Raw genomic sequence first — 25371 nt, 5'->3', positions numbered from 1 at the left:
TCACGGCCCCTTTTTCAATCCTGTCAGTTCACATCGGAAAACTTGGCGACCGCCAGGAAAGTGACCGCACTGCCACTGAATTGGTTGGCCTGCTCACCTGGCAGATCACCTCGCTGGAAACCAGTCGTGTAGACCATGGTCGGAGCCGAACGCAACGCGTCATTGCGCAGATTAGGATTCGTCGCAGGTACTGTGTGCGCAACCGATTCGGTTGACATAACCACTTCCGAAGTTGGCAGTACCGCCGGCTGCACCATGGGTCGCGGACGCGAAGGCGTTCTAGCGACATGGCGCGCACCCTTGGCAGTCGTACGCACGCCTGTCTTGACTGCATTGCCGACTGCAGCGGTTTGCTGGTTAACCGAAGGCTGGCTGGCCCTGGCGAGTGAAGCAGTCTTTACCGGAGCAGGTTTTTCAGGCGCGTCTTTTGCGGGTGCAGCCGCCGCAACAGGCTGCATATCGTAGTCATCCGCCGGCGGCCCGATCAGTTCGCCGATTTCGTCTTTGGGAGAAAGCATTGCAAGCCGGGTGTCGGCGCGAGGCGCAGGTTTCGGCAATGGGAAGGCTGCGGCTTCCTCCGGTTGTGCAACCGCTGCTCCCGCATCCGCAACCACCAGAGTGTCATCCTGCGCCTTGTTGACGAGTTCAGCGATGGCGTCGCGGGCATCGGGCTGCCTGCTCTCCCCGTGATCAGGCCTTATGGACGGAACAGCCACGGCGGCAAGCTGGATATTGTCCGCCTCATGCTGCGGGCGGATCGTCGGGACCGGCACAAAACCAGTCAGAAGCTGCGATGCGCCTGCATCCGCCACCTGCGTTGCACCGGCGGCAGCTACCGTTTCCTCGGCAAGCTGCCCGGCACTTGCCAGCGCGACCGGATCCTGCGCTGCCATGGCCGGCTTGCTGGCCGGTACGGGAATATTGAGCGCGACAATAGATGTTTCGGGGGATGCTGCGGTGATCTGCTGCGCAACTTCGACAGCCTCTTCCGGGCGCGGAGCCGCCACCGGGCGTGGCACGTCGCGCGTTGGCAACGCGGCGATCATGGTTTCAGGCTGTTGAACCGGCGCAGGCGGAGTGGCGGCTGGCGCCTGCCGTGCTGGTGCAGCGCGAACCCTCGCAGGTGCGGCATCATTATTATCTTCTTCTTCATCGGCCCCGCCGCCGAACAAGGCTCCGAACAGCGTCTTGCTCTTACGCGAAGAAGACGAATTACTGGCCATCATGACCGCGCCACCGCTGGACTTGCGCTTCTCGAGCATGGCCAGCGCCTGCTTATAGCCAGGCAAGGGCTTGCCGTCGCTTGGCATATGCACGGTTTTGCCATCGGGGAACAGCGCCAGCAGTTCACGGCGACTCATGCGCGGCCAGGAGCGCACATTGCCGACATCCATATGCACGAAGGGCGACCCGGAGCGCGGATAATAGCCGACGCCGCCGATCTGGTAACGCATGCCGATGCTGCGCAGCTTGGCAAGTTTGACACCGGGGATAAAGAAATCCATGGCGCGACCCAGCACATGCTGGCTATTCTTGGCGACTCCGCTGGACTTTGAACGCAGCATCTTGTTGGTCGCAGGCGAGCGGTAAGCGGAAACGACGGTGATATGCTGGCTGGAGCCGGTAGCGCGATAGACCTGCCAGATCAGATCGAAAAGACGCGGGTCCATTTTCGTCGGCTCGTTGCGGCGCCAGTCGCGCAGGAATACGTTGAGACGCTTCAGCCCGTCGGGAAGAAACCGCCCGTTCTTTTTAAAGGCGATTTCAGCCTTCTCGCCGGTATGAACATAATAGAGCTTGAGCGAGCGGGTTTCGGCAGCCGCCTGCGACGGCGAGAGTGCTGTTACGGCCACCGCCGCAACAAGCGATGCGGTGGCACAGGCTCGGATTCGGCCAAGGGAGACGGACATTCCAGTCCTGATTTTTGCAAACCGCGCTTTTAGGGTCGATATGCTGCTCATTAGAATCGTCTCGCTTTACCGTTATCTGCCCGAGGGCCTCGTCAGAGATCATGCATCAGAATATGCTTGAACTCCGATTGTCCGATTTAATGGTTAATGGACGCTTAGTGAACACCAAATGCGGAAACACCATGGCAAGAAAGCCACACAGGTGCATCTATTTTCATTATGGTGAAAAAATTATTAACAATCTTTCGTAGTGCTAACACACTGCCAAAGAGAACAGGGTTTCCGCCGAAATCATTTTATTTCAATATCTTATATAGATTTTATCCGTTGGAAACGCGCCCCGGAACCGGAGTGCAACGGTCTTCGCCCTCGCTCCGCCCCTTGCCTGCGATAGATGCCACATCGATGCCATAATCTTTGAGCTTGCGGTAAAGCGTAGTCCTGCCAATGCCCAGCCGCCGCGCCACTTCACTGATCTGGCCGTCATAATGGGAGATCGCGAAGCGGATCATTTCTTCTTCCGCAGCCGCCAATGTCCTGACCTCGCCATCGGTATCAACGCCGCTGAACGATCCATGCCGGACATGCTCACCGGCCAGCGGCACGCCTCCGGCCCCGTTCGCCCGTTCGTCCGCATGCTGCCCGCCATAAGCCGCACCCGCATAGTGCAAGCCCGCATCCAGTCCGGCATGGCGAAAATCGCGTGCCGACAGTGCGTTCTCTTCACACAGGAGAACCGCCTGAAAGATTGTATTTTTCAACTCGCGCACATTGCCTGGCCAGTTGTAGTTTTTGAGAAGCTCCAGCGCAAAAGGCTTGATTCCCGTTATATGGCCCAGACGTTCCTCGCCGGCGAAATGCACCATGAAACGGTGCGCCAGAATGGGGATATCTTCAATGCGGTTGCGTAAGGAAGGTATCTTTATCAAATAAGACGCGAGCCAATGATATAATCCAGCATGAAAACGGCCCATTTGAACCAGATCAAACACGCAACAACTGCTTGATGCGATGATGCGCGCATCCGATAGAGCCGATACCGGATCCGCTTGTATTGCCTTGAACAGACGAAGCTGAACGCGATAGGGCAGTTCCCCGACCTCGTCGAGGAACAAGATTCCGCCATGGGCTCCCACCAGTTTTCCGGCAATCTTTATCGGATCGCTGTCGCGCGTTGCGCAGCTTGATGGCACGGACTGGCCGAACAATTCTTCCTCGGCATTTTCCGGCGTAAGCGAGCGGCAATCGACCGAAACGAACGGAGCCTGCCAGCGAGCGCCGCCACAACAAATGGCCCGTGCCAGGGTTTCCTTGCCCGTTCCCACCTCGCCTTCGATCAGAAGCGGCGTATCAAGAGCAGTAACCCGGCGCGCAAGAATGGCTACTTTTCCCATTTCCGGGCTTTTCGTGACCATATCGGAAAGCAGAATATGCGTCTTCAGAGACGAGCGGGTTCGTTTGACCTCATGCGTCAGTGCATCCAGCTTGAAGGCATTGGCCACCGAAATCTGGAGGCGCTCGAAGGCAACCGGTTTTGTCACGAAGTCGGCGGCACCGAGCTTTATCGCCCGCATCGCCTTTTGCATGTCCTCGTTCTGAACGAGCGCGAGCACGGGTATGTTGATATTGGCATTCCGCATTCGCGCAAGCACGGTATACCCATCCATGTCCGGCATCGCCAGATCGAGGAGGATGAGGCTAATATCCTTGCGACTGCTGATAAAACCCAACGTGGACAGACCGCCATCGGCAAGAAGGGTGCGGTAGCCCATGCGCAGGATTGCCGCCTCAAGATTGCGGCGGTGTATCGGATCGTCGTCCGCTATGAGAATTCGCGTACTCATGAACTGCTTCACTTATCAGCGGCGCTTATATCCGAATATCCCAATATGTTGCAGATTTCTGATTCCAAGCCAGCCATTTGGGGCAACGGACTGTTTTAATGCAAGTCTCAAGCCACTGCGCAAATGCCGCATCCCCGAAAGAATGGCCTTCCCGTATCACGGCATCTCACCTCTTGGCGATCCTTAAAAGACATGCGAGAAGAAAGCCAACAGGAGAATGTCATGAACCGTTTTTCAGAATCCATTTCGCTTAGCTGCCTATCTTCCATGCCCGCCTCAGACGCCGGTGCAGCCCCGAAGGCAGATCTGGGCGATCTGCCCGAATGGAACCTGAGCGACCTTTACCCTTCCGCCGAAAGCCCTAAGCTTGCCGCCGATCTGGAAAAGGCAGCAAAGGATGCCGCCGATTTTGAAAAACGCTGGAAAGGCAAACTCGGCGGGGAAGTCGCAAAGGCTGGTGGCGGAAATTTTGCCGAAGCGATAAAGGAGTTCGAAGCGCTCGGCGAATTGATGGGCCGTATCGCCTCTTTCGCCGGCCTTTACTATTACGGCGACACCACCGATCCCAAGCGGATGAAGCTTTTCGGCGATGTGCAGCAGAAGCTGACCGACGCCAACACCCCGCTCATCTTCTTCAGCCTTGAAATCAACCGGATCGAGGATGCCGTTCTCGAAAAGGCGATGAACACAAATCCGCAGATCGGACATTATCGCCCGTGGCTGGAAGATCTGCGCATGGACAAGCCCTATCAGCTTGACGACAAGCTTGAGCAGCTTTTCCATGAGAAGTCGATTACGGGCTACAGCGCCTGGAACCGGCTGTTCGATGAAACCATGTCTGGCTTGCGCTTCGAAATCGACGGCGAAGAACTTGCCATCGAGCCGACGCTCAATCTGTTGCAGGATGCCGATGGCGCGGTGCGCAAAAAAGCATCCGATGCTCTTGCCAGGACATTTGGCGCCAATCTGCGCAGTTTCACGCTCATCACCAATACACTTGCCAAGGACAAAGAAATTTCCGATCGCTGGCGCGGCTTTGAAGACATCGCCGACAGCCGCCACCTTGCCAATCGCGTCGAACGCAAAGTGGTTGATGCGCTTGCCAAAGCCGTCGAGGATGCCTATCCGCGCCTTTCCCACCGCTATTATGCGCTAAAAGCCAGATGGCTCGGTCTGGACAAGCTTGAGAACTGGGACCGCAACGCGCCGCTGCCCGAAACGCCGCAGGCGCTGATTTCATGGGATGAAGCGCGAGAGACCGTTCTTTCAGCCTATGGCAATTTCGCGCCGGAAATGGCAGACATCGCCCGAAACTTCTTCGACAAAAACTGGATCGATGCGCCCGTTCGTCCGGGCAAGGCACCCGGCGCCTTTGCGCATCCGACCGTGCCTTCCGCGCATCCCTATGTATTGCTCAACTATATGGGCAAGCCGCGCGATGTGATGACGCTCGCCCATGAGCTGGGCCATGGCGTGCATCAGGTTCTGGCGGGCAAACAGGGCGCGCTGATGGCCTCGACCCCGCTGACGCTGGCCGAAACTGCTTCCGTGTTCGGCGAAATGCTAACCTTCCGTTCGCTGCTTGAGCGTACGAAGAACAAGCGTGAGCGCAAGGCGATGCTGGCGCAGAAGGCCGAAGATATGATCAATACGGTCGTGCGCCAGATCGCCTTCTACCAGTTCGAGCGCCGCATTCATACGGAACGCCGCGAAGGCGAACTGACCTCGGAGCGCATCGGTGAAATCTGGATGGATGTGCAGCGCGAAAGCCTTGGCGATGCCGTGCGTCTCAATCCCGGCTATGAAACCTTCTGGACCTATATTCCGCATTTCATTCATTCGCCGTTCTATGTCTATGCCTATGCATTTGGCGATTGTCTGGTGAACTCGCTCTACGCGGTTTATCAGGATTCGGAAAAAGGATTTCAGCAGAAATATTTCGACATGCTGAAAGCAGGCGGCACCAAGCATCACAAGGAATTGCTGGCGCCATTCGGCCTCGATGCGTCGGACCCGGATTTCTGGAGCAAGGGCTTGTCGGTAATCGAAGGCATTATCGATGAGCTGGAAGCCATGGAAGACTGAGAAAGCCGTGAGCCTGCCGGGCAAAGACCAGCCGCTTATTTTGTTTCGCGATGACAAGGCGGACCGCGAAGTGCTTTTCGCGGCCCCTTCGGCTATTATCCGCGCGGATGATCCGCAGGATTTCGAAGCGGCATGGTCCGCCATGCAGACAGCGCACGAAGCGGGAAAGTGGCTGGCGGGCTATCTCTCCTATGAGGCCGGTTATCTGCTCGAACCCAGGCTGCAACAGCTTTTGCCGGACGGCCGCAAGGCACCGCTGCTGTGCTTCGGCGTCTTCGACGGACCATCGGATGAGACACTGCACCATCAAGATGATGACGGCGCAACCTTCCTGCGCAATCCCGTCGCCCAATGGTCGTTCGAGGATTACCGGCCCCGCTTCGAGCGGCTGCACCGGCACTTGCGCGAGGGCGATTGCTATCAGGGCAATCTGACATTTCCGGTTCATGCGCAATGGGGCGGCGATCCGCTTGTCCTGTTCAATGCGCTCGCAAAGCGCCAGCCGGTGCATTACGCAACTTTTTGCAATCTGGGCGGACCTGCCGTCCTGTCGCGCTCTCCGGAACTGTTCTTTGAAGTGGATAGCGAGGGATGGATTGAAACCCATCCCATGAAAGGCACCATGCCGCGCGGGGCGACACCACAAGAGGACGAGCAGAACCGCCGCTTTTTAATGAATGACCCGAAAAACAGGGCCGAGAACCGCATGATCGTCGATTTGTTGCGCAATGACATATCGCTTATCAGCCAGGTAGGATCGCTCGATGTTCCTGAACTTTTCCGGGTGGAAAGCTACCCGACCGTTCACCAGATGATCAGCCGCGTGCGGGCAAGGCTCAAGCCCGGCCTTTCCCTGCGTTCGATCTTTGCCGCGCTTTTCCCCTGCGGCTCGATTACCGGCGCGCCGAAAATCAGCGCCATGCAAATTCTGCATGGGCTGGAATGCACCCCGCGTGATGTCTATTGCGGTTCGCTCGGCTGGATAGAGCCCGGCGGTCGGATGCGTTTCAACGTCGCCATCCGAACCATCTCGCTTCATGACGAGAATCGTGCGATTTTCAATGTCGGAGGCGGTGTGATTTTCGATTCCACCGCGCAGGCGGAGTATGAGGAATGTCTTCTGAAGGCGCGATTCGCAACGGGCCAGAAACCCGCAGCGCGAATATAAGGCAGCACAGACCCGACTATCAGCTTATCGAAACAATGCGCTGGGAGCCGCTTTCCAGCATATTGCGCCGCAAATTGCATATGGCGCGCCTGGAAAATTCGGCCCGTACACTGGGCTTTTATTACGATATGGACACCATCCAGCGCAAACTGGCGGAAACCCTGACCGGCGAGGTTTCGCTTCGACTGCGCCTGACCCTGGCACCCGACGGCACGGTGGACATAACGAGCGCACCATATCAGCCGCTCGCGGCCCACACCCTGTGGCGCATCGCCATTGCGCGCACCCGGCTGCGCGCCGACGATGAGCTGCTTCGACACAAGAGCACGCAGCGCCAGGCTTATATTGCCGCGCGCGAGGAATATGCCGCTTCCGAAATCGATGAAGTCATCCTGCTCAATGAGCGCGATGAGGTCTGCGAAGGCACCATCACATCGATTTTTGTGGATACAGGCCAGCCTGCCTGCGTAACGCCTGCGCTTTCCTGCGGCCTGCTCGACGGTGTGCTGCGGCGCGAGCTTCTCGGTAATGGGGCAGTGCAGGAGACCGTGCTTACGGTCGATGGTCTGCGCAAGGCGCGCAATATTCTTGTCGGCAATTCCCTGCGCGGCCTCATCCACGCTCGACTCGTCGGGATATAGAAAGCGAAAGAGAGAAAAAATGGCGAAAGCGAAATGGCCTGCCTACGGCGAAATTACCGGCCCTCTCATCATGATCGGTTTCGGGTCGATTGGCTGCGGCACGCTGCCGTTGATCGAACGCCATTTCAAATTCGACAAATCCCGGATGGTGGTGATCGACCCGAGCGAGAAAAACCGCAAGATCCTCGATGACAGGAATATACGCTTCATCAAGGAGGCCGTCACAAAAGAAAACTGCAGGGAACTGTTGGGATCGCTTCTGCAAGACGTGGAAGGACAGCCATTCGTCGTTAATCTCTCTGTCGACACAAGCTCCCTTGATCTGATGCGCGTAAGCCGCAAACATGGCGCGCTTTATATTGATACGGTCGTGGAGCCGTGGCTGGGCTTCTATTTCGACGCCAAGGCCGATAATGCCGCGCGGACCAATTATGCATTGCGCGAAACCGTGCGCGCGGAAAAGCGCAAACATCCCGGAGGTCCGACTGCCGTTTCCTGCTGCGGCGCCAATCCGGGCATGGTGTCCTGGTTCGTCAAGAAGGCGCTCATCAATCTTGCCTCGGAACTTGCGCTCGACTTCGTGGAACCCGCCGCTGATGACCGGGAGAGCTGGGCAAGGTTGATGAAGAAAGCGGGCGTCAAAGGCATTCATATCGCCGAACGCGACACGCAGCGCGCGAAAATGCCCAAGCCTTTCGGTACTTTCTGGAACACATGGTCCGTCGAAGGCTTTATCGCCGAAGGGCTGCAGCCGGCTGAACTTGGCTGGGGCACGCATGAAAAATGGAAGCCCAAAAACGCGCGCAGGCAAAAGAAAGGCAACAAGGCGGCCATTTTCCTCGAACAGCCCGGCGGCAATACGCGCGTCAGGTCCTGGTGCCCAACCCATGGGGCGCAATATGGCTTGCTCGTTACCCATAATGAAGCCATCTCGATTGCCGATTTCTTCACTTTGCGCAACAAGAAGGGTAAACTCGATTACCGTCCCACCTGCAACTATGCTTATCATCCCTGCAACGATGCGCTGCTATCGCTGGATGAAATGTTCGGCGCGAGCGGCAAGGCACAGCCGGTGCAGCATGTGCTTGAAGCATCCGAAATAGTCGATGGCACGGATGAACTCGGGGTCCTGCTCTATGGTCATGACAAGAATGCCTATTGGTATGGATCACATTTAAGCGTGAAGGAAGCATGCAGGCTCGCACCCTACCAGAATGCGACCGGCCTGCAGGTTGCATCCGCAGTTCTCGCCGGAATGGTCTGGGCATTGGAAAATCCGCAGAGCGGGATCGTTGAAACCGATGAGATGGATTATCGCCGCTGCCTTGAGGTGCAGGCACCCTATCTGGGTCCTGTTGAGGGCTATTACACAGACTGGACGCCGCTGGAAGGACGCGGTGCGCTGTTTGCGGAAGATGTCGACAAGAGCGATCCCTGGCAGTTTCGCAATATTCTGGTTCGCTGACGAGCCGCGCGTTGCGGCAGTTTCGCAACAGTTTTGGCATCCTCGTTCAAAGGGGCTTGTTTTCGTGTAAATTTCAATACATCACATAAGAAACCTTTTATGGAGACGAGGACATGAAACGCTTGCGCATCATCGGCCCCATGGCACTCATGCCGCTTGTGCTGGCTGCCTGCATTGCAACCGGTCCGGGCGGGAGCGGCAATGTTCCGGTCGTATCGCGCGCGCCGTCGGGTATCGACGGAAACTGGGTGGATGCGAACGGCATTCTTTCTTCCTTCAACAAGGGCATTTTTGAAACGCGCACGACCGACACCAATGAGCGGCTGGCAGAAGGCAACTACCGTTACCGCTCGCCGCAACTCGTCGAGATCGATCTGCGTTCGATCGTTCGCGGCACCAGTTCAAAAGTTAATTGCGCGCTGGTTTCCCCCTCGCAGCTAAACTGCACCACATCGACGGGATCGCACTTCTCGCTGACCCGCCGCGCGGCAGGCTGAATGGGCGGCTGAGAGCCGCGCCTCTTTGTCCGGATTGTAATTTGTCCTTAATACTCTAGTTTCCGGACATCAGGAATCGGAAAATGAGTGAGATGGATAAAGCACAGGCCACAATCAGCGCGGCGCAGAATCAGATTCCAGCGGCAAAACTGCCGAAGGTCGGCGTTCTTCTGGTCAATCTGGGGACACCGGATGGCACCAGCTATGTGCCGATGTGGCGTTATCTTTCGGAATTTCTCTCTGATCGCCGGGTCATCGAATGGCCGCGCCTGATCTGGTATCCTATCCTTTACGGCATCGTGCTGATGACCCGCCCATCGCGTTCTGGCAAGCTCTATGATCGCATCTGGAACCGTGTGCAAAACGAATCGCCCCTGCGCACCTACACCCGCTCACAGGGCGAAAAGCTGGCGCAGGCGCTCAAAGATCACCCCAATGTCGTGGTGGACTGGGCGATGCGCTATGGCCAGCCATCGATTGAAACCGTAACCGACCGGCTTTTGCAGCAGGGCTGCGAGCGGATCGTCATGTTCCCGCTCTACCCGCAATATTCTGCAACCACGACCGCGACCGTGAACGACAAGTTCTTTGAAGCGCTGATGAAAAAGCGCTTCATGCCAGCCGTGCGCACCGTCCCGTCCTATGAAACAGAACCGGTTTATATCGAGGCGCTGGCGCATTCCATCGAGAGCCATCTGGCGACGCTCGATTTCAAGCCGGAAGTGATTCTTGCTTCCTATCACGGCATTCCAAAGAGCTATTCCGACAAGGGCGATCCCTATCGCGCCCAATGCCTCGAAACGTCGCGTCTTCTGCGCGCGCGTCTTGGCATGGATGAAAAACAGTTCCGTTCCACTTTCCAGTCCCGTTTCGGGCCGGAAGAATGGCTGCAACCCTACACTGACGAAACGGTAGAAGAACTAGCGCGGCAGGGCGTGAAATCCGTGGCGGTACTCAATCCGGGCTTTGTCGTCGATTGCCTCGAAACCGTCGATGAAATCGGCAATGAAGCCGCCGAAGCATTCCATGAAAATGGCGGCGAGAATTTCAGCCATATTCCCTGTCTCAACGATGGCGAAGATGGCATGAAGGTTATCGAAACGCTGGTGCGCCGTGAATTGCAAGGCTGGGTTTAAGGGAGTGATGGAGCAGGCGAAAACTGCAAAACATGCTCCCATATTCCCCTACTCCCATCTTCCCCTCTCTCCTGCTAGACTGGTTGTCTTACCGAAGGGATACAATCAATGACAGGTTTCGACATCACGCTGCTCATTCTGGCAGCACTTGTTCTGGCGGCACTTTTTGCCGGTATCAAGACCGTGCCACAGGGTTATAATTATACGGTCGAGCGTTTTGGCCGTTATACCCGCACGCTGATGCCCGGCCTCAATCTGATCGTACCCTTCTTCGACCGCGTCGGTGCGCGGCTCAATATGATGGAACAGGTGCTCGACGTGCCAACCCAGGAGGTCATCACCCGCGACAACGCCATTGTCGGTGTAGATGGCGTGGCCTTCTATCAGGTGCTCAATGCAGCGCAGGCCGCCTATCAGGTTTCCAATCTGCAATATGCGCTCCTCAACCTCACCATGACCAATATCCGCACCGTCATGGGTTCAATGGATCTTGATGAGCTGCTCTCCAACCGCGATGCGATCAATGACCGGCTGCTGCGCGTGGTCGATGAAGCCGCCCATCCATGGGGCCTCAAGATGACCCGCGTGGAAATCAAGGACATCAACCCGCCCCAGGATATCGTCGCCTCCATGGCGCGCCAGATGAAGGCCGAACGCGACAAGCGCGCGCAGGTTCTGGAAGCCGAGGGCGACCGCAATGCGCAAATCCTGCGCGCCGAAGGCCAGAAGCAGTCGCAAATTCTGGAAGCGGAAGGCAAGCTTGAGGCCGCCAAGCGCGAAGCGGAAGCCCGCGAGCGTCTGGCCGAAGCAGAAGCCAAGGCCACCACCATGGTTTCCGATGCCGTGGCCAATGGGAATGTGCAGGCGCTCAATTACTTCGTGGCGCAGAAATATACCGAGGCCATCGGCAATATCGCCAGTGCGAAGAACCAGAAGGTCATTCTCATGCCGCTTGAGGCAAGCTCCCTCATCGGATCGCTTGGCGGCATTGGAGCGATTGCGAAGGAAGTCTTCGGCAACAGCAGCAGTCCCGCTGATCCCGCACCAGCCACGCCTGCGCCACGCACACGCAGCGTACCGCCGACCAATCGCAGCTAACACAGGCGGATATCATGATTGTGGATTTCCTTTATGATCTGGGCCTCTGGAACTGGATCGCCTTCGGGCTGGCCCTGCTCATTCTGGAAGTTTTCGCGCCCGGCTTTTTCTTCATCTGGTTTGCCCTGGCGGCGCTGGTAACAGGGGCATTCGCCTTTCTGCTCAGTTCGACAGCAGGTTTCGGCTGGCAATTGCAGACCATATTATTTCTCGTACTCGCCATCATATTCGTGCTGGCGGGACGCCGCTTTTTCGGCGCAAGCGGACGGCAGGACGAACCGTTGCTCAACCGGCGCGGCGAGCAATTGGTGGGGCAGCGCGCGACGCTAACCGAACCCATCGTCAATGGGCGCGGACGCATCCGTATCAACGATACGATGTGGCGTGTCAGGGGACCCGACCTTCCTGTCGGAACCGAAGTGCGTGTAGTTTCCTTCGATCCCGTCAATATGGAAGTCGAAGTCGCGGTTTAGGGAATAACATATTCCCCTATCTCAGGCCGCCCCGATGCGCAGCAGATCGTGGAAATGCACGAGGCCGACAGGCTTGCCGTCCTCCACCACGATCAGCACGCTGATATGATATTCTTCAAGCAGGCTCATTGCCGCACCGACAAGCATCTGCGGCGAAACGGTCTTGGGATTGCGCGTCATCACCTCGTCAACCGTCAGTTCTGACAGGTTGCGATGCAGATTACGCCCCAGATCGCCATCCGTGACGATCCCCACGAGATTGCCTTCATCATCCACCACGCCCACACAGCCGAAGCGCTTGTGCGACTGAACTTTCATAGCTTCAGGCATTGACGTGCCACAGTTAACCAGCGGCAACCGATCGCCGCGGTGCATAATCTCGCGGATATGGGTGAGGCTGGCGCCCAGCGAGCCGCCCGGGTGAAAAGTACGGAAGTCCGTTGGGCTGAAGCCGCGCGCTTCCAGAAGCGCAATGGCCAATGCATCTCCGATGGCAAGCTGCATCATCGTCGAGGTAGTCGGAGCCAGGCCGTGCGGGCAAGCTTCGGCAGTTCGCGGCAAAATGAGCGAAACGGTAGCGGCACGGCCCAAAGCCGAATCTTCGCGCGATGTGATCGCAATCAGCGGAATGCGGAAACGCTGCGAATAATTGACGATACCCCTTAATTCAGCGGTCTCGCCCGACCATGACAGCGCCACGATGACATCATTGTCGCCGATCATGCCCAGATCGCCGTGATTGGCTTCCGCCGCATGGACGAAGAATGCCGGGGTGCCCGTCGATGCAAAAGTGGCGGCAAGCTTCGCGCCCACATGGCCGCTCTTGCCCAGCCCCGTCATGATGAGCCGCCCTTTTGAAGCGGCAATCACCTTCACGGCTTCTGCAAAGGGGCCGGAAAGGCCATTCCCCAGCGCTTCTTCAAGCGCCAGCAGGCCAGCATTTTCCGTCTTGATCGTGCGCAGCGCAGAAGCGATCGCCGCTTCCGCATCCGCCGGGGTAAGGGTCTCATCGAGCTTTATCATGGCGCACAGGGTTAGCTTCTTCGCGACGGGTTGTCCAAGCATTTGTTGCCGCAGAATGCGCCGCCGGGACCACTCTGGCAATAAAGAATTAACCATGTCCCTTTACCATTCATCTACCATGTTGCAATGATTTGAAGATAATATGCATTTTGCCAAGATCGTTATCGGCGGATCGTCGCCCCTTGCCAGCAGGCTGCGAAGCCTTTTGCTGGCGGGTGTGGCTGTGGCAATCGGTTCCTCTCCCATCCATGCGCAGGATGTGGGCCTGCGCGGCAGCGTCACCGAAGACGTTCTTTCAGCCTCTTCCCCGGGAACGCTGGCAAATCATGGGCTTACAGCGCCTGACAGCAGCATCGACGCGCCCCCGACGATGGAAGATGAGTTCTTCGACCCGCTTGCCCAGAACAGTACCGCTCCAGATTTCACCGTTCCGCCTGAACCCGAGCCCATAGCAGACGAGCCGGAACCAGCGGGCCTTTCCACGGATAATATGCGCGTAGGCGCAATAGAACCCGGCCCCGAATACGGGGCGGGCCGCGCGCGCCGCGTAAATCTGCCCGCACTTCCCGAACAGGGACGCCGTGTCACGCCGGAGAGCGATCCCTTCGCGCCTATCGGCATCCGCACCGGCACGTTCATCCTGCGTCCTTCGCTTGAGCAGGGCATCCGAGCGACATCGAACGGCGACAATAGTTCGGGCGGCTCCAGCGCAGTTCTTTCGGAAACAACCCTGCGTCTCAACGCCCAATCGGACTGGTCACGCCATCAGGCCACTCTTGATGCTTCCGGCACGCTGAGTAAATCCATTTCCGGCCAGGATGTTTCCGAGCCGCGCCTGGATATTCAGGGCGATCTTCGTTTCGATCTGGACTACCTTACGACGGTCAATGCGAGTGCCGGATACAGGCTGCGCCGCGAAAGTGCATCAAGTCCGAACGGCGTGACCGACGCTCTCAAGCGCCCGCTGCTTCACACGCTCGATGGCAGCCTGGGTATTGAACGCGATACGGGGCTGGTCTTCGGGCGCGCAACCGCCCGCATCCAGCATGATATGTATGGCGATGCGGAACTCGCTTCCGGTGGTACGGTCAGCCAGAGGGGCCGGGACAATAGCTATGCCAGCATAGTCTTGCGCGGCGGCTTTGCTCTTTCCCCCGCGCTCCGACCGTTCGCCGAAGTCGAACTGGGCAAACGCATCTTTGATGAACGTTTCGACCCCAATGGCTATGAGCGCAGCGGGACGCAATACGCGTTGCGCGGAGGCGTGATGTTCGACCGGGGAGAGAAATTCAACGGCGAAATCGCCGCAGGCTTCATGCAGGCAAACAGCGACGATTCGCGTCTCGACGATGTAAGCGGGCCCTCCATCGCGGCAAGGATGAACTGGTCTCCGCTACGTGGAATCGATGTCCGGCTCTACGCGCAAACACTCGTCGATACGTCGACCACGCCCGGTATTGCCGGTTCGCTCCTGCATTTCGCAAGCCTCGATGTGACGCGTCAGGTGCGTTCCAATCTCAGTCTCAATGGCAGGCTGGACGTCAATATCCGCGACAACAAGGACGGCACTGGCACCGATTATACAATCGGCGCGCAGATCGGCGCGACCTATTGGATCAACCGCTTCATGGGGTTTGATGCGCGCCTGCGCCATGAATTCCAGACAAGCCGGGTCGCGGACCGTGAATATCGCTCCAACAGCGTCTATGTCGGCGTGAAGCTGCAACGCTGAACCGCATAAAAAACCCCGCCATTCCGAAGCGGCGGGGTTTTGCGGTTCACAACAGACGGACTGGCTTATTCCGGCTGGATCGTCTTGAGAAGATCAGCGATGGAATACTCGATCGATGAGCGAATATCCTTGCGCCAAAGAGCAAAGGCGACATTGGCTTCGATGAAGCCTGCCTTTGAGCCGCAATCGAAGGTCAGGCCCTGATAGTTGAAGCCGTAGAAGCGCTGCGCTTCGGCAAGTTTCAGCATGGCGTCGGTGAGCTGAATTTCATTGCCAGCGCCCTTTTCCTGCTTGCTCAACAGCTCGAAAATCTCCGGCTGCAAAATATAGCGGCCATTGATGTAGAGGTTGGACGGCGCAGTTCCCTTGGCCGGTTTTTCAACCATCCTGTCGATCTCGAAACCGTTTCCAATTGCCTCGCCTTTGCCGACGATACCATATTTATGGGCTTCTTCGGGATCGCATTCCTGCACAGCGATGATATTGCCGCCAGTCTGCTCATAAAGCTCAACCATTTCGGCAAGGCAGCCTTTTTTCGACTGCATCACCATATCGGGAAGCAGGAGGGCGAAAGGCTCGTCTCCGACGAGCTCGCGCGCGCACCAGACCGCATGGCCAAGACCGAGCGGTACCTGCTGGCGCGTAAAGCTTGTCGTGCCCGGCTGCGGCTGGAGATCCTGAAGATGCTCCAGCTCGGCAGTTTTGCCGCGCTCGGCCAGCGTGGAATAAAGCTCCACCTGCGCATCGAAATAATCCTCGATGACGGCCTTGTTGCGTCCGGTGACGAAGATGAGATGCTCGATTCCTGCTTCGCGTGCTTCATCGACCACATATTGAATGACGGGTTTGTCCACGACCGTCAGCATTTCTTTCGGGATGGATTTGGTAGCAGGCAGGAAACGGGTGCCAAGACCTGCAACGGGGAAGACGGCCTTACGGATTTTACGAATCGAACTCATTCCTCTCCTCGACTTTCACTAAACTGAGCCAACGATGGCTTGAACCGATATAACGGCCAATAGGGCATTTTGATTACAGAACGGCAAAACTGTCTCAGCCAAGCCATCACATTAAATGTTCATCCCGTAACATATCGATAAAGCCCCCACTTTTTCAGCGCCGCTTAAATCATGGGCGTCTTTTTTGCATGGTAAACCAAATGCTAACCTGCGGCCAGTAATGTTGGCTTGAGAGAGTCGACCTTAAATTCAACACCGGATAATATTAGTGCGCTAATGCAATCTCGATGAATGAAGGTCAGTACGGAATGAATTTGCCGTCAAGACGGCAGAAAGACACTTGCAAAAGGGAAACACAGAATGCTGCGATTTCCATTCACCCCAGGACGAGGCATGCGCGCTCGAATCACGGCAACTGTGGCGCTGGCGATGCTGGTATCGGGCCTGTCGGCTGGCAATGCTTCCGCAGATGCAGGGTTTCGCAAATGGGTTGCCGGTTTTCGCAACACGGCCATTCAGAACGGGGTGACGCCATCCACCTTCGACCTTGCCTTCAAGGGTGTGAACGAACCCGATCCAGTCGTCCTGGAGAAGGCGCGGTATCAACCGGAATTCACCGATCCAGTCTGGAACTATATCGACAATCGCGTCAACGAAGAATCGGTCGCCACCGGTCAGAGCATGGCGCGCAAATGGGGCCCATGGCTTAAACGCATTGAGCAACGCTTCTCGGTCAGTCGTAATATTTTGCTCGCCATCTGGTCGATGGAAAGCAATTATGGCGAGATTCTCAAGCGCGATGACGTCATGCGCGACACGATCCGTTCGCTCGCAACTCTCGCCTATGCCGACAAGCGGCGCGCCAAATTCGGGCGCACTCAATTGATCGCCGCCATGAAGATTCTCCAGACCCGCGATATCGACCGGGGCCACCTTAGCGGTTCATGGGCTGGCGCGATGGGACACACGCAGTTCATCCCGACCAGCTATCAGGCCTATGCAGTCGATATGGACGGCAATGACAAGCGCGACATCTGGAACTCCGTACCCGATGCCCTCGCCACCGCCGCCAATCTTCTGCACCGCAACGGCTGGCAGCCGGGCCGCACATGGGGTTATGAGGTGACGCTTCCGCCGGGACGAAAATTCCCTGCTGGCTCGCTGACCATTGCCCAATGGCGCAAGCTGGGCCTTGCCCGCGCAAACGGACGCCCCTTCCCCGATGCCAACGAAAAAGCCACTCTCAAGGTTCTCGATGGCCGCGAGGGACCGGCATTTCTGATGACCAAAAACTTCTTCGTCATCAAGCGCTACAACAATGCCGACAAATATGCATTGGGGGTTGGCTTGCTCGCGGACCGTATCGGTGGCTATCAGGGCCTGTACAGAGACTGGAACCGGCCTTTTACACCCATCTCCATGAATGAGCGTCAGGAATTGCAGACCCATCTCAGGGAACTTGGCTATTATAACGGCAATATAGACGGCAAGATCGGATCGGCGTCGCGTGCGGCAATCGAAGCGTTCCAGCAGCGCAACGGGATGCAGACCGACGGGCATCCAAGCAAGGAAGTGCTTTCCATCCTGCGCCGCCGTTAGATGCTTCAGGAAAACATGGAGCGCATAAGGGATTATGCGCTCCATTTTCTTTTTCGCCAGAAGCACTAATATTCAACAGGCAGGAAGGCGAGAGGAATGCAGACCAGGCAGTTCAAATTGAGGGCAAGCTCTGTCGCGGCAACAATGCTTGCGGTTTTTGCCGTCCTTTGCCTCATCCTTGCTCCCGCCTCTGCGCAGGAACGCCCCCGCACCATTTTCGATCTACTTTTTGGCCAGCGGCAGGCCGAGCCTCAACGCCAATATGAACAGCCAAAGCGGCAGCGCACCCGCCCGGCGAAGCCGAAACGGTCCGCCAAGTCTGCGGCGCCGACTGCCCGCGCAAAGGCGCCAGCTATTGTGAAACCGGAGATCGATTTTGTCGAAAAGAGCGCCGACGCCAAAAAGGTTCTCGTCGTCGGCGACTTCATCGGCGATGGGCTGGCGGAGGGGCTGGAAATAGCATTCGCCGCCAATCCCGACATCAGTATCGTCAACCGCGTCAATGGATCGTCCGGCTTCGTGCGCGACGATTACTTCGACTGGCCCGCCAATATCGCGAAAATCCTCGAAGAGGAAAAACCCGCTGCGGTCATCGTCATGATTGGCTCCAATGATCGCCAGCCGATCAATATCAAGGGCCAGAATTACGCCGTGCGCTCGCCCGAATGGACTGAGGAATATCAGCGCCGTGTCTCCAGCTTCACAAAGGATATTGCCGATGGGCATTATCCGCTGATCTGGGTGGGGCAGCCGCCTTTCCGACCACGCGGCATGTCGCAGGATATGCTTGCACTCAATGAAATCTACCGCACAACAGCCGAAAAGGCTGGTGGCAAATTCGTCGATGTCTGGGATGGTTTCGTCGATGAGGAGGGGAATTTCAGCCAGACAGGCTTCGACATTAACGGCCAGACCGCGCGATTGCGCGCCAATGACGGCATCAACACCACATCGGCTGGCAAACGCAAACTGGCCTTTTATGCCGAAAAGCCCTTGAAGGCCCTGCTTGGCGACACCAAGGACAGCGAACAGCTTTTGCCTGCCGCCGGAGCATCCGATCCATCCAAACCTGTTGACCGCATCGCCCCGGTCAACCTGCGCGATATAGGCCGGGACGATAGCGGCGTGCTGCTTGGAAGCAGGTTTTCACTCCCTCAAAACGAGCCGGAAACGCAGCCAGCCGACCCTAAAATCACACCCGGACGGGCCGACGACTTCTCATGGCCGCGCAACAGCGCGAAGAACTGAATGACCGGGCCTTTTCCCAGCCTTTTCACCAGACAGGATCAACGCGGCAAAACGGAACTACCCATCAAATCGGCGTCAATGGCGTGCGCGGCCAGACGGCCCTCACGGATGGCCCAGACAACCAGCGACTGGCCACGGCGCACATCGCCCGCCGCATAAAGCTTGTCCACATTGGTGCGGTAATCGTGCTCGTTGGCCTTGACCGCCTTCGAGCCGCGACGGTCGGTTACGATTTCGAGCTTCTTGCCCAGCTCCTTCACCACGCTGTCTTCGGCAGGACCTGCAAAGCCGATGGCGATGAAAGCAAGATCGGCCTTGATGAAGAATTCCGAACCGGGGATCGGCTTGCGCTTCTCATCCACCTGACAGCATTTCACATGGGTCAGACGACCATCTTCGCCGATGAATTCAAGCGTTGCGACCTGAAACTCGCGCGCAGCACCCTCCGCCTGGCTGGACGAGGTGCGCATCTTGGTTGCCCAGTAGGGCCAAACGCTGAGCTTGTCTTCCTTTTCCGGCGGCTGCGGACGAATGTCAAGCTGGGTGACGTTGACGGCCCCCTGACGGAAAGCCGTGCCGACGCAGTCCGAAGCGGTATCACCGCCGCCAACCACCACGACATGTTTGCCGCCAGCAAGGATCGGGGCTGAAGCCCAGGCCACGGATTCGATATTCTCACGCCCGACCCGACGGTTCTGCTGTACCAGATAGGGCATGGCGTCATAAACGCCCTCAAGATCGGCACCCGGAATTCCAGCTGGACGCGGAGCTTCCGAGCCGCCGCAATAAAGCACAGCGTCATAGGTATCGAGAATGCCGCGCAGCGGCTTGTCCACGCCGATGTTGACGCCGCAAAGGAAGCGCACGCTCTCGCCTTCCATCTGCGCGATACGACGGTCGATCAGGTGCTTTTCCATCTTGAAATCGGGAATGCCGTAGCGAAGCAGACCGCCCGGGCGGCTTTCGCGCTCGTAGACATCGACCATATGACCCGCCCGGACAAGCTGCTGGGCGCTGGCAAGACCCGCCGGACCGGAACCGATGATCGCCACCGATTTACCGGTCTTGTTGGCTGCGGGCTGCGGCACGATATGGCCCAGCTCATAGGCCTTGTCGCCCAGAGCCTGCTCTACTGTCTTGATGGCCACCGGCGCATCTTCGAGGTTCAATGTGCAGGCTTCCTCGCAGGGTGCGGGGCAGACGCGACCCGTAAATTCCGGGAAATTATTGGTCAGATGCAGGTTGCGGATCGCCTGATCCCAGTTGTTGTTATAGACGAGATCATTCCAGTCCGGGATTTGGTTATGAACCGGACAGCCCGTCGGCCCATGGCAGAACGGAATGCCGCAATCCATGCAGCGCGCAGCCTGCTTCTGTACTTCGCCATCCGTCATCGGAATGGTGAATTCGCGGAAATGACGGATACGATCCGAAGCCGGCTGATACTTCGCCACCTGCCGGTCGATCTCAAGAAAACCAGTTACCTTACCCATATAATTACTCTCCCTCGCTGATCGAGGCTGAAATCTGAAACTGCAATCTGGTCATTGCGCCGCCACACCGATCTGCATACGCTCCATCTCTTCCAGAGCGCGACGGTACTCGACCGGCATGACCTTCACGAATTTGGGGCGATAGCTCTCCCAATTGTCGAGAATGTCCTTCGCGCGCGTCGAGCCAGTGTAATGCAGATGATTGGCGATCAGCTGCACAAGACGTTCCTCATCATGATGGGTCATGTTGACTGATACGTCCACACGGCCCTTGTGCATGAGGTCCCCGCCATGGTGATGCAGCTTTTCGAGGATGTCATCTTCTTCTGGAACCGGTTCCAGTTCCACCATCGCCATATTGCACCGCTGGGCAAAATCGCCTTCCTCGTCGAGCACATAGGCGACACCGCCCGACATGCCCGCCGCGAAATTACGGCCCGTCTGCCCGATGACCACGACGACACCGCCAGTCATATATTCGCAGCCATGATCACCCACGCCTTCGACAACCGTCACGGCACCGGAATTGCGCACGGCGAAACGCTCGCCCGCAACACCGCGGAAGTAACACTCGCCCTCAAGCGCACCGTAAAGCACGGTGTTGCCGACAATGATCGAGTTTTCAGCAACGATGCGCGTGTCTTCCGGCGGGCGGACGACGATACGTCCACCCGAAAGGCCCTTGCCGATATAGTCGTTGCCGTCGCCGATCAGCTCGAATGAAACCCCACGCGCCAGGAACGCACCAAAGGACTGGCCCGCAGTGCCGCGCAAGGTAACAGCAATGGTGTCTTCCGGCAGTCCCTTATGCCGAAACCGCTTGGCGACTTCACCCGACAGCATGGCGCCGGCTGAACGGTCGACATTCTTGATATCCACATCGATCCTGACCGGCTGGCGATCGTCCAGCGCGGGCTGAGCGAGTTCGATCAGCTTGCGGTCCAGAATATCATCGATCGGATGATGCTGGCGCTCGGTCCAGAATATCTCGTGTTTCTCGGCTTCAGGCTTGTAGAAGATACGGCTGAAATCGAGGCCTTTGGCCTTCCAGTGATCGATCACCGCCTGCTTTTCGAGCAACTCCGTTTCGCCGATGATCTGTTCCAGCTTGGTGAAGCCCATCTCGGCCAGCAGCGCCCGCACTTCCTCCGCCAGATAGAAGAAGAAGTTGATGACGTGTTCCGGCGTACCCTTGAAGCGCTTGCGCAGAACCGGATCCTGCGTTGCAACGCCCACAGGACAAGTGTTCAGATGGCATTTGCGCATCATGATGCAGCCTGCCGCGATCAGCGGAGCAGTCGAGAACCCGAACTCATCGGCACCGAGCAGCGCGCCGATAACCACATCGCGACCCGTGCGCAAACCGCCATCAACCTGAAGCGCCACGCGGGAACGAAGGCCGTTCAACACCAGTGTCTGATGGGTTTCGGCAAGACCGATTTCCCATGGACTACCGGCATGCTTCAGCGAAGTGAGCGGCGAAGCGCCCGTGCCGCCGTCATAACCGGACACGGTAATGTGGTCGGCACGGGCTTTGGCAACGCCTGCTGCAACCGTGCCCACGCCCACCTCCGACACCAGCTTGACCGAAATATCGGCAACCGGATTGACGTTTTTCAGATCGTAGATGAGCTGCGCCAGATCTTCGATGGAATAGATATCGTGGTGCGGCGGCGGCGAGATCAGGCCCACGCCCGGCGTCGAATGCCGGGTCTTGGCGATGGTGGCATCGACCTTGTGGCCCGGAAGCTGGCCGCCTTCGCCGGGCTTGGCGCCCTGCGCAACCTTGATCTGGATCACATCGGAATTGACGAGATACTCCGTCGTGACGCCGAAGCGTCCCGACGCAACCTGTTTGATCGCCGAGCGCTCGGGATTCAACGTCCCATCCGGCAGCGCATAGAAGCGGTCCGGCTCCTCGCCGCCTTCGCCTGTATTGGACTTGCCGCCGATGGCGTTCATCGCACGCGCAAGCGTGGTGTGCGCCTCTCGGCTGATCGAGCCGAACGACATCGCTCCCGTCGAGAAGCGCTTGACGATTTCCGTTGCCGATTCGACTTCATCGATGGAAACAGGCTTGAGGTCGCGTTCTCCGGCAACGCGGATATTGAACAGCCCGCGAATGGTCTTCGCCTGCGACGACTTGGCGTCGAGCATACGCGTATATTCGGTGAAGGTTTCCGGGTTCGACGTGCGCACCGCGTGCTGAAGCTTTGCCACGGCATCCGGCGACCACATATGCGCCTCGCCGCGCATGCGATAGGCATATTCGCCACCCACTTCCAGCGAGGTGAGCAAAACCGGATCGTTCCCGAACGCATCGGTATGACGGCGCACGGTTTCTTCCGCGATTTCCTCCAGACCGACACCTTCGATACTCGTCGCGGTGCCAAAGAAGAACTTGTCCACGAATTCCGACTGCAAACCGACTGCGTCGAAAATCTGCGCACCACAATAGGACTGATAGGTGGATATGCCCATCTTCGACATGACCTTGAGGATGCCCTTGCCTATCGACTTGATGTAGCGCTTGACCACTTCATCCTCGTCCACCTCCGGCGGAAATTCGCGGCGGCGATGCATGTCGAGCAGCGTGTCGAAGGCGAGATAGGGATTGATCGCCTCCGCCCCATAGCCAGCCAGGCAGCAGAAATGGTGCACTTCGCGCGGCTCGCCCGATTCCACCACAAGGCCAACCGAGGTGCGCAGGCCCTTGCGGATCAGGTGATGGTGTACCGCAGCCGTCGCCAGAAGTGCCGGGATCGGAATACGGTCCGGTCCGACCTGACGGTCCGACAGGATGACGATGTTGTAGCCGCCATGGACAGCAGCTTCCGCACGGTCACACAGGCGCTCGATAGCACCATGCATGCCAGCAGCGCCCTCGCCCGTATTGTAGGTGATGTCTAGCGTCTTGGTATCAAAACGGTCTTCCGTATGACCGATGGAGCGGATCTTTTCCAGATCGCCATTGGTCAGGATCGGCTGGCGCACTTCCAGCCGCTTGCGGCGCGAGGTGCCAACCAGGTCGAAGATGTTCGGGCGTGGGCCGATGAACGAGACAAGGCTCATCACCAGTTCTTCGCGGATCGGGTCGATCGGTGGGTTCGTGACCTGAGCGAAATTCTGCTTAAAATAGGTGAACAGCATCTTCGACTTGTCGGACATGGCCGAAATCGGCGTATCCGTTCCCATCGAGCCGATCCCTTCCTGGCCGGTGGTGGCCATGGGCGCCATCAGAAGTCTGGTGTCCTCCTGCGTGTAGCCGAAGCTCTGCTGGCGGTCGAGAAGGCTTACATCCTTGCGCAGTGCACGCGGCTCGACCGGATTGAGGTCTTCCAGAATAAGCTGCGTATTGGCAAGCCATTGCTTATAGGGGTGCTTCTGGGCAATCTGCGACTTGATTTCCTCGTCGGAGATGATGCGGCCTTCTTCCATATCGATGAGCAGCATCCGCCCCGGCTGAAGGCGCCACTTCCTGACAACTTTCTTTTCTTCAACCGGCAAAACGCCAGCTTCCGAAGCAAGAATAACGAAATCATCGTCCGTTACGATATAACGGGCCGGGCGCAGGCCGTTGCGGTCCAGCATCGCACCGATTTGGCGGCCATCCGTAAAGGCTACCGCGGCAGGACCGTCCCATGGTTCCATCAGGGCCGCATGATATTCGTAAAACGCTTTGCGTTCGTCCGACATCAGCTTGTTTCCGGACCATGCTTCCGGAATCAGCATCATCATCGCATGGGCGAGGCTGTAACCGCCCTGATGCAGGAATTCGAGAGCGTTATCGAAGCAGGCCGTATCCGACTGGCCTTCATAGGAGATCGGCCAGAGCTTGGAAATGTCATTGCCGAACAGTTCCGAATCGACCGAAGCCTGACGCGCTGCCATCCAGTTGACATTGCCGCGCAGCGTGTTGATCTCGCCATTATGCGCAACCATGCGATACGGATGCGCCAGCCGCCATGACGGAAAGGTGTTGGTCGAGAAGCGCTGGTGAACAAGCGCTACAGAACTTTCAAAACGCGGGTCCTTCAGATCCTGATAATAGCTGCCCACCTGATAGGCCAGGAACATGCCCTTATAGACCACCGTGCGCGCCGACATGGAAACGACGTAGAATCCGTTATCGTTGCCGTCATTCTCCTGATAGATGCGATTGGAGATGACCTTGCGCAGCACGAACAGGCGGCGTTCGAAATCGTCGTCCGTTTCGAGCAGAGGACTGCGGCCGATAAAGACCTGAAGATGGCAAGGTTCGGTTTCTGCGATGTCGGGCGCTTTCGACAGCGACGAATTATCGACCGGCACCTCACGAAAGCCGATGAATTGCTGGCCCTCGGCGGCAATCACTTCCTTGACTATTTCTTCCGCATGGGCGCGCAGTTCCGGATCGCGCGGCATGAACAGATAGCCGACGCCATAATGGCCGGGCTGCGGCAGGTCGATGCCCTGCCGAGCCATCTCTTCACGAAAGAAGCGGTCGGGAATTTGCACCAGCATACCGGCGCCGTCGCCCATCAGCGGATCGGCGCCCACTGCGCCCCGATGAGTGAGATTTTCCAGCATTTTCAGGCCGTCTTCCACAACCTGATGCGACTTCTTGCCCTTCATATGTGCAATGAAGCCGACGCCGCAGGCGTCATGTTCGTTTTGCGGGTTATAAAGCCCCTGGGCGGGTGGGACGCCGCGTGTATGTGTCGTCGTTTTTCGCGCCGTTCGGGTGGAAGCCGTCGTCGCAGCTTTGACAGTTCCGTTCTGTACGTTGTGAGAAACCACGTTCGATACAGATGGCGTCAAATGCGTCATCGTCATTCCCTCCGTTTGGCCCGCTGCGGGCGCGCGATCAGATATAAACCGGAATGGTAACAGCCATTCCGCAATTGCTTTGCATATGTGGAGAGCCTTATCGACAAGGCGTTGGACGACGTTCCAATGCGTGCGGACAACAGCCACCGCGGGGAATATTGTTTAAGCGCCTTGTTCTTGTCAGGCTCGGA

Annotated in this window: 17 protein-coding genes; 11 read left to right on the top strand and 6 right to left on the bottom strand. The window is 57.6% G+C overall.

Features of this window, described 5'->3' with window-relative positions; genetic code table 11:
* Positions 1 to 23: 23 nt before the first annotated feature.
* Entirely contained in the window at positions 24 to 1961 is a 1938-nt protein-coding gene (locus KUG47_RS12365) for a peptidoglycan L,D-endopeptidase MepK (protein ID WP_217678283.1), read from the bottom strand.
* Between the two features lie 269 nt (positions 1962 to 2230).
* Positions 2231 to 3754: a sigma-54-dependent transcriptional regulator gene (locus KUG47_RS12360; protein ID WP_217678282.1), complete on the bottom strand. Its 1524-nt coding sequence runs from the start codon at positions 3752 to 3754 to the stop codon at positions 2231 to 2233.
* Positions 3755 to 3976: 222 nt separating this feature from the next.
* On the opposite strand from KUG47_RS12360, the gene KUG47_RS12355 reads away from it, so the two are divergent.
* The 8 genes from KUG47_RS12355 to KUG47_RS12320 all read left to right on the top strand — a co-directional run bounded on the left by KUG47_RS12355 (position 3977) and on the right by KUG47_RS12320 (position 12317).
* Positions 3977 to 5839: a M3 family oligoendopeptidase gene (locus tag KUG47_RS12355; RefSeq protein WP_217678281.1), complete on the top strand. Its 1863-nt coding sequence runs from the start codon at positions 3977 to 3979 to the stop codon at positions 5837 to 5839.
* The gene (locus tag KUG47_RS12350) at positions 5814 to 7007 is read left to right on the top strand and encodes an aminodeoxychorismate synthase component I (RefSeq protein ID WP_254799542.1); all 1194 of its coding nucleotides are present in this window, start codon (positions 5814 to 5816) and stop codon (positions 7005 to 7007) included. The genes KUG47_RS12355 and KUG47_RS12350 overlap by 26 nt, the downstream gene beginning before the upstream one ends.
* The gene (locus KUG47_RS12345) at positions 6953 to 7648 is read left to right on the top strand and encodes an aminotransferase class IV family protein (RefSeq protein WP_217678280.1); all 696 of its coding nucleotides are present in this window, start codon (positions 6953 to 6955) and stop codon (positions 7646 to 7648) included. The genes KUG47_RS12350 and KUG47_RS12345 overlap by 55 nt, the downstream gene beginning before the upstream one ends.
* A 19-nt stretch (positions 7649 to 7667) precedes the next feature.
* Positions 7668 to 9113 (top strand): homospermidine synthase, encoded by a 1446-nt coding sequence (locus KUG47_RS12340; protein WP_217678279.1) that lies wholly within the window; start codon positions 7668 to 7670, stop codon positions 9111 to 9113.
* Positions 9114 to 9226: 113 nt separating this feature from the next.
* The gene (omp10, locus tag KUG47_RS12335) at positions 9227 to 9610 is read left to right on the top strand and encodes an outer membrane lipoprotein Omp10 (protein ID WP_217678278.1); all 384 of its coding nucleotides are present in this window, start codon (positions 9227 to 9229) and stop codon (positions 9608 to 9610) included.
* Positions 9611 to 9693: 83 nt separating this feature from the next.
* A complete protein-coding gene (gene hemH / locus KUG47_RS12330) occupies positions 9694 to 10746 on the top strand; it encodes a ferrochelatase (RefSeq protein ID WP_217678277.1) in 1053 nt (350 codons plus the stop codon).
* A gap of 108 nt (positions 10747 to 10854) precedes the next feature.
* Complete coding sequence (locus tag KUG47_RS12325) at positions 10855 to 11844, top strand: SPFH domain-containing protein (RefSeq protein ID WP_217678276.1); 990 nt, start codon at positions 10855 to 10857, stop codon at positions 11842 to 11844.
* Between the two features lie 14 nt (positions 11845 to 11858).
* The gene (locus KUG47_RS12320) at positions 11859 to 12317 is read left to right on the top strand and encodes an NfeD family protein (protein WP_217678275.1); all 459 of its coding nucleotides are present in this window, start codon (positions 11859 to 11861) and stop codon (positions 12315 to 12317) included.
* A 21-nt stretch (positions 12318 to 12338) separates the two neighbouring features.
* Here the strand turns inward: KUG47_RS12320 and KUG47_RS12315 are convergent, their stop codons facing one another.
* Complete coding sequence (locus KUG47_RS12315) at positions 12339 to 13340, bottom strand: KpsF/GutQ family sugar-phosphate isomerase (protein WP_217678432.1); 1002 nt, start codon at positions 13338 to 13340, stop codon at positions 12339 to 12341.
* Between the two features lie 142 nt (positions 13341 to 13482).
* On the opposite strand from KUG47_RS12315, the gene KUG47_RS12310 reads away from it, so the two are divergent.
* On the top strand, positions 13483 to 15072 hold the full coding sequence (locus KUG47_RS12310; protein ID WP_217678274.1) for an outer membrane beta-barrel protein: 1590 nt from the start codon (positions 13483 to 13485) through the stop codon (positions 15070 to 15072).
* Between the two features lie 65 nt (positions 15073 to 15137).
* Here KUG47_RS12310 and galU read toward each other — a convergent pair whose 3' ends face one another.
* Complete coding sequence (gene galU, locus KUG47_RS12305; RefSeq protein ID WP_217678273.1) at positions 15138 to 16031, bottom strand: UTP--glucose-1-phosphate uridylyltransferase GalU; 894 nt, start codon at positions 16029 to 16031, stop codon at positions 15138 to 15140.
* Positions 16032 to 16391: 360 nt separating this feature from the next.
* Here galU and KUG47_RS12300 point away from each other — a divergent pair, with 360 nt between their 5' ends.
* A complete protein-coding gene (locus tag KUG47_RS12300) occupies positions 16392 to 17630 on the top strand; it encodes a lytic murein transglycosylase (protein WP_217678272.1) in 1239 nt (412 codons plus the stop codon).
* 96 nt (positions 17631 to 17726) lie between these two features.
* A complete protein-coding gene (locus KUG47_RS12295) occupies positions 17727 to 18878 on the top strand; it encodes an SGNH/GDSL hydrolase family protein (RefSeq protein ID WP_217678271.1) in 1152 nt (383 codons plus the stop codon).
* Between the two features lie 38 nt (positions 18879 to 18916).
* Here the strand turns inward: KUG47_RS12295 and KUG47_RS12290 are convergent, their stop codons facing one another.
* Together KUG47_RS12290 and gltB are read right to left on the bottom strand one after the other, a co-directional pair.
* Positions 18917 to 20371 (bottom strand): glutamate synthase subunit beta, encoded by a 1455-nt coding sequence (locus tag KUG47_RS12290; protein WP_217678270.1) that lies wholly within the window; start codon positions 20369 to 20371, stop codon positions 18917 to 18919.
* A gap of 51 nt (positions 20372 to 20422) precedes the next feature.
* Positions 20423 to 25180, bottom strand: a complete 4758-nt coding sequence (gltB, locus tag KUG47_RS12285) for a glutamate synthase large subunit (protein ID WP_217678269.1) — start codon at positions 25178 to 25180, stop codon at positions 20423 to 20425.
* Positions 25181 to 25371: the final 191 nt, after the last annotated feature.

Source organism: Falsochrobactrum tianjinense (assembly GCF_019100495.1).
Lineage (GTDB): Bacteria > Pseudomonadota > Alphaproteobacteria > Rhizobiales > Rhizobiaceae > Brucella > Brucella tianjinense.
This window is presented reverse-complemented; position numbering and strand designations above follow the sequence as displayed.

What these genes read in the sequence shown, in the direction of transcription:
- KUG47_RS12365 (WP_217678283.1), bottom strand. Translation starts at nt 1,961, where the DNA reads ATGAGCAGCATATCGACCCTAAAAGCGCGGTTTGCAAAAATCAGGACT.
- KUG47_RS12345 (WP_217678280.1), top strand. Translation starts at nt 6,953, where the DNA reads ATGTCTTCTGAAGGCGCGATTCGCAACGGGCCAGAAACCCGCAGCGCG.
- KUG47_RS12290 (WP_217678270.1), bottom strand. Translation starts at nt 20,371, where the DNA reads ATGGGTAAGGTAACTGGTTTTCTTGAGATCGACCGGCAGGTGGCGAAG.
- KUG47_RS12360 (WP_217678282.1), bottom strand. Translation starts at nt 3,754, where the DNA reads ATGAGTACGCGAATTCTCATAGCGGACGACGATCCGATACACCGCCGC.
- hemH (WP_217678277.1), top strand. Translation starts at nt 9,694, where the DNA reads ATGAGTGAGATGGATAAAGCACAGGCCACAATCAGCGCGGCGCAGAAT.
- galU (WP_217678273.1), bottom strand. Translation starts at nt 16,031, where the DNA reads ATGAGTTCGATTCGTAAAATCCGTAAGGCCGTCTTCCCCGTTGCAGGT.
- KUG47_RS12300 (WP_217678272.1), top strand. Translation starts at nt 16,392, where the DNA reads ATGCTGCGATTTCCATTCACCCCAGGACGAGGCATGCGCGCTCGAATC.
- KUG47_RS12310 (WP_217678274.1), top strand. Translation starts at nt 13,483, where the DNA reads ATGCATTTTGCCAAGATCGTTATCGGCGGATCGTCGCCCCTTGCCAGC.
- KUG47_RS12315 (WP_217678432.1), bottom strand. Translation starts at nt 13,340, where the DNA reads ATGATAAAGCTCGATGAGACCCTTACCCCGGCGGATGCGGAAGCGGCG.
- KUG47_RS12350 (WP_254799542.1), top strand. Translation starts at nt 5,814, where the DNA reads ATGAGCTGGAAGCCATGGAAGACTGAGAAAGCCGTGAGCCTGCCGGGC.
- omp10 (WP_217678278.1), top strand. Translation starts at nt 9,227, where the DNA reads ATGAAACGCTTGCGCATCATCGGCCCCATGGCACTCATGCCGCTTGTG.
- KUG47_RS12355 (WP_217678281.1), top strand. Translation starts at nt 3,977, where the DNA reads ATGAACCGTTTTTCAGAATCCATTTCGCTTAGCTGCCTATCTTCCATG.
- KUG47_RS12340 (WP_217678279.1), top strand. Translation starts at nt 7,668, where the DNA reads ATGGCGAAAGCGAAATGGCCTGCCTACGGCGAAATTACCGGCCCTCTC.
- KUG47_RS12295 (WP_217678271.1), top strand. Translation starts at nt 17,727, where the DNA reads ATGCAGACCAGGCAGTTCAAATTGAGGGCAAGCTCTGTCGCGGCAACA.
- KUG47_RS12320 (WP_217678275.1), top strand. Translation starts at nt 11,859, where the DNA reads ATGATTGTGGATTTCCTTTATGATCTGGGCCTCTGGAACTGGATCGCC.
- gltB (WP_217678269.1), bottom strand. Translation starts at nt 25,180, where the DNA reads ATGACGCATTTGACGCCATCTGTATCGAACGTGGTTTCTCACAACGTA.
- KUG47_RS12325 (WP_217678276.1), top strand. Translation starts at nt 10,855, where the DNA reads ATGACAGGTTTCGACATCACGCTGCTCATTCTGGCAGCACTTGTTCTG.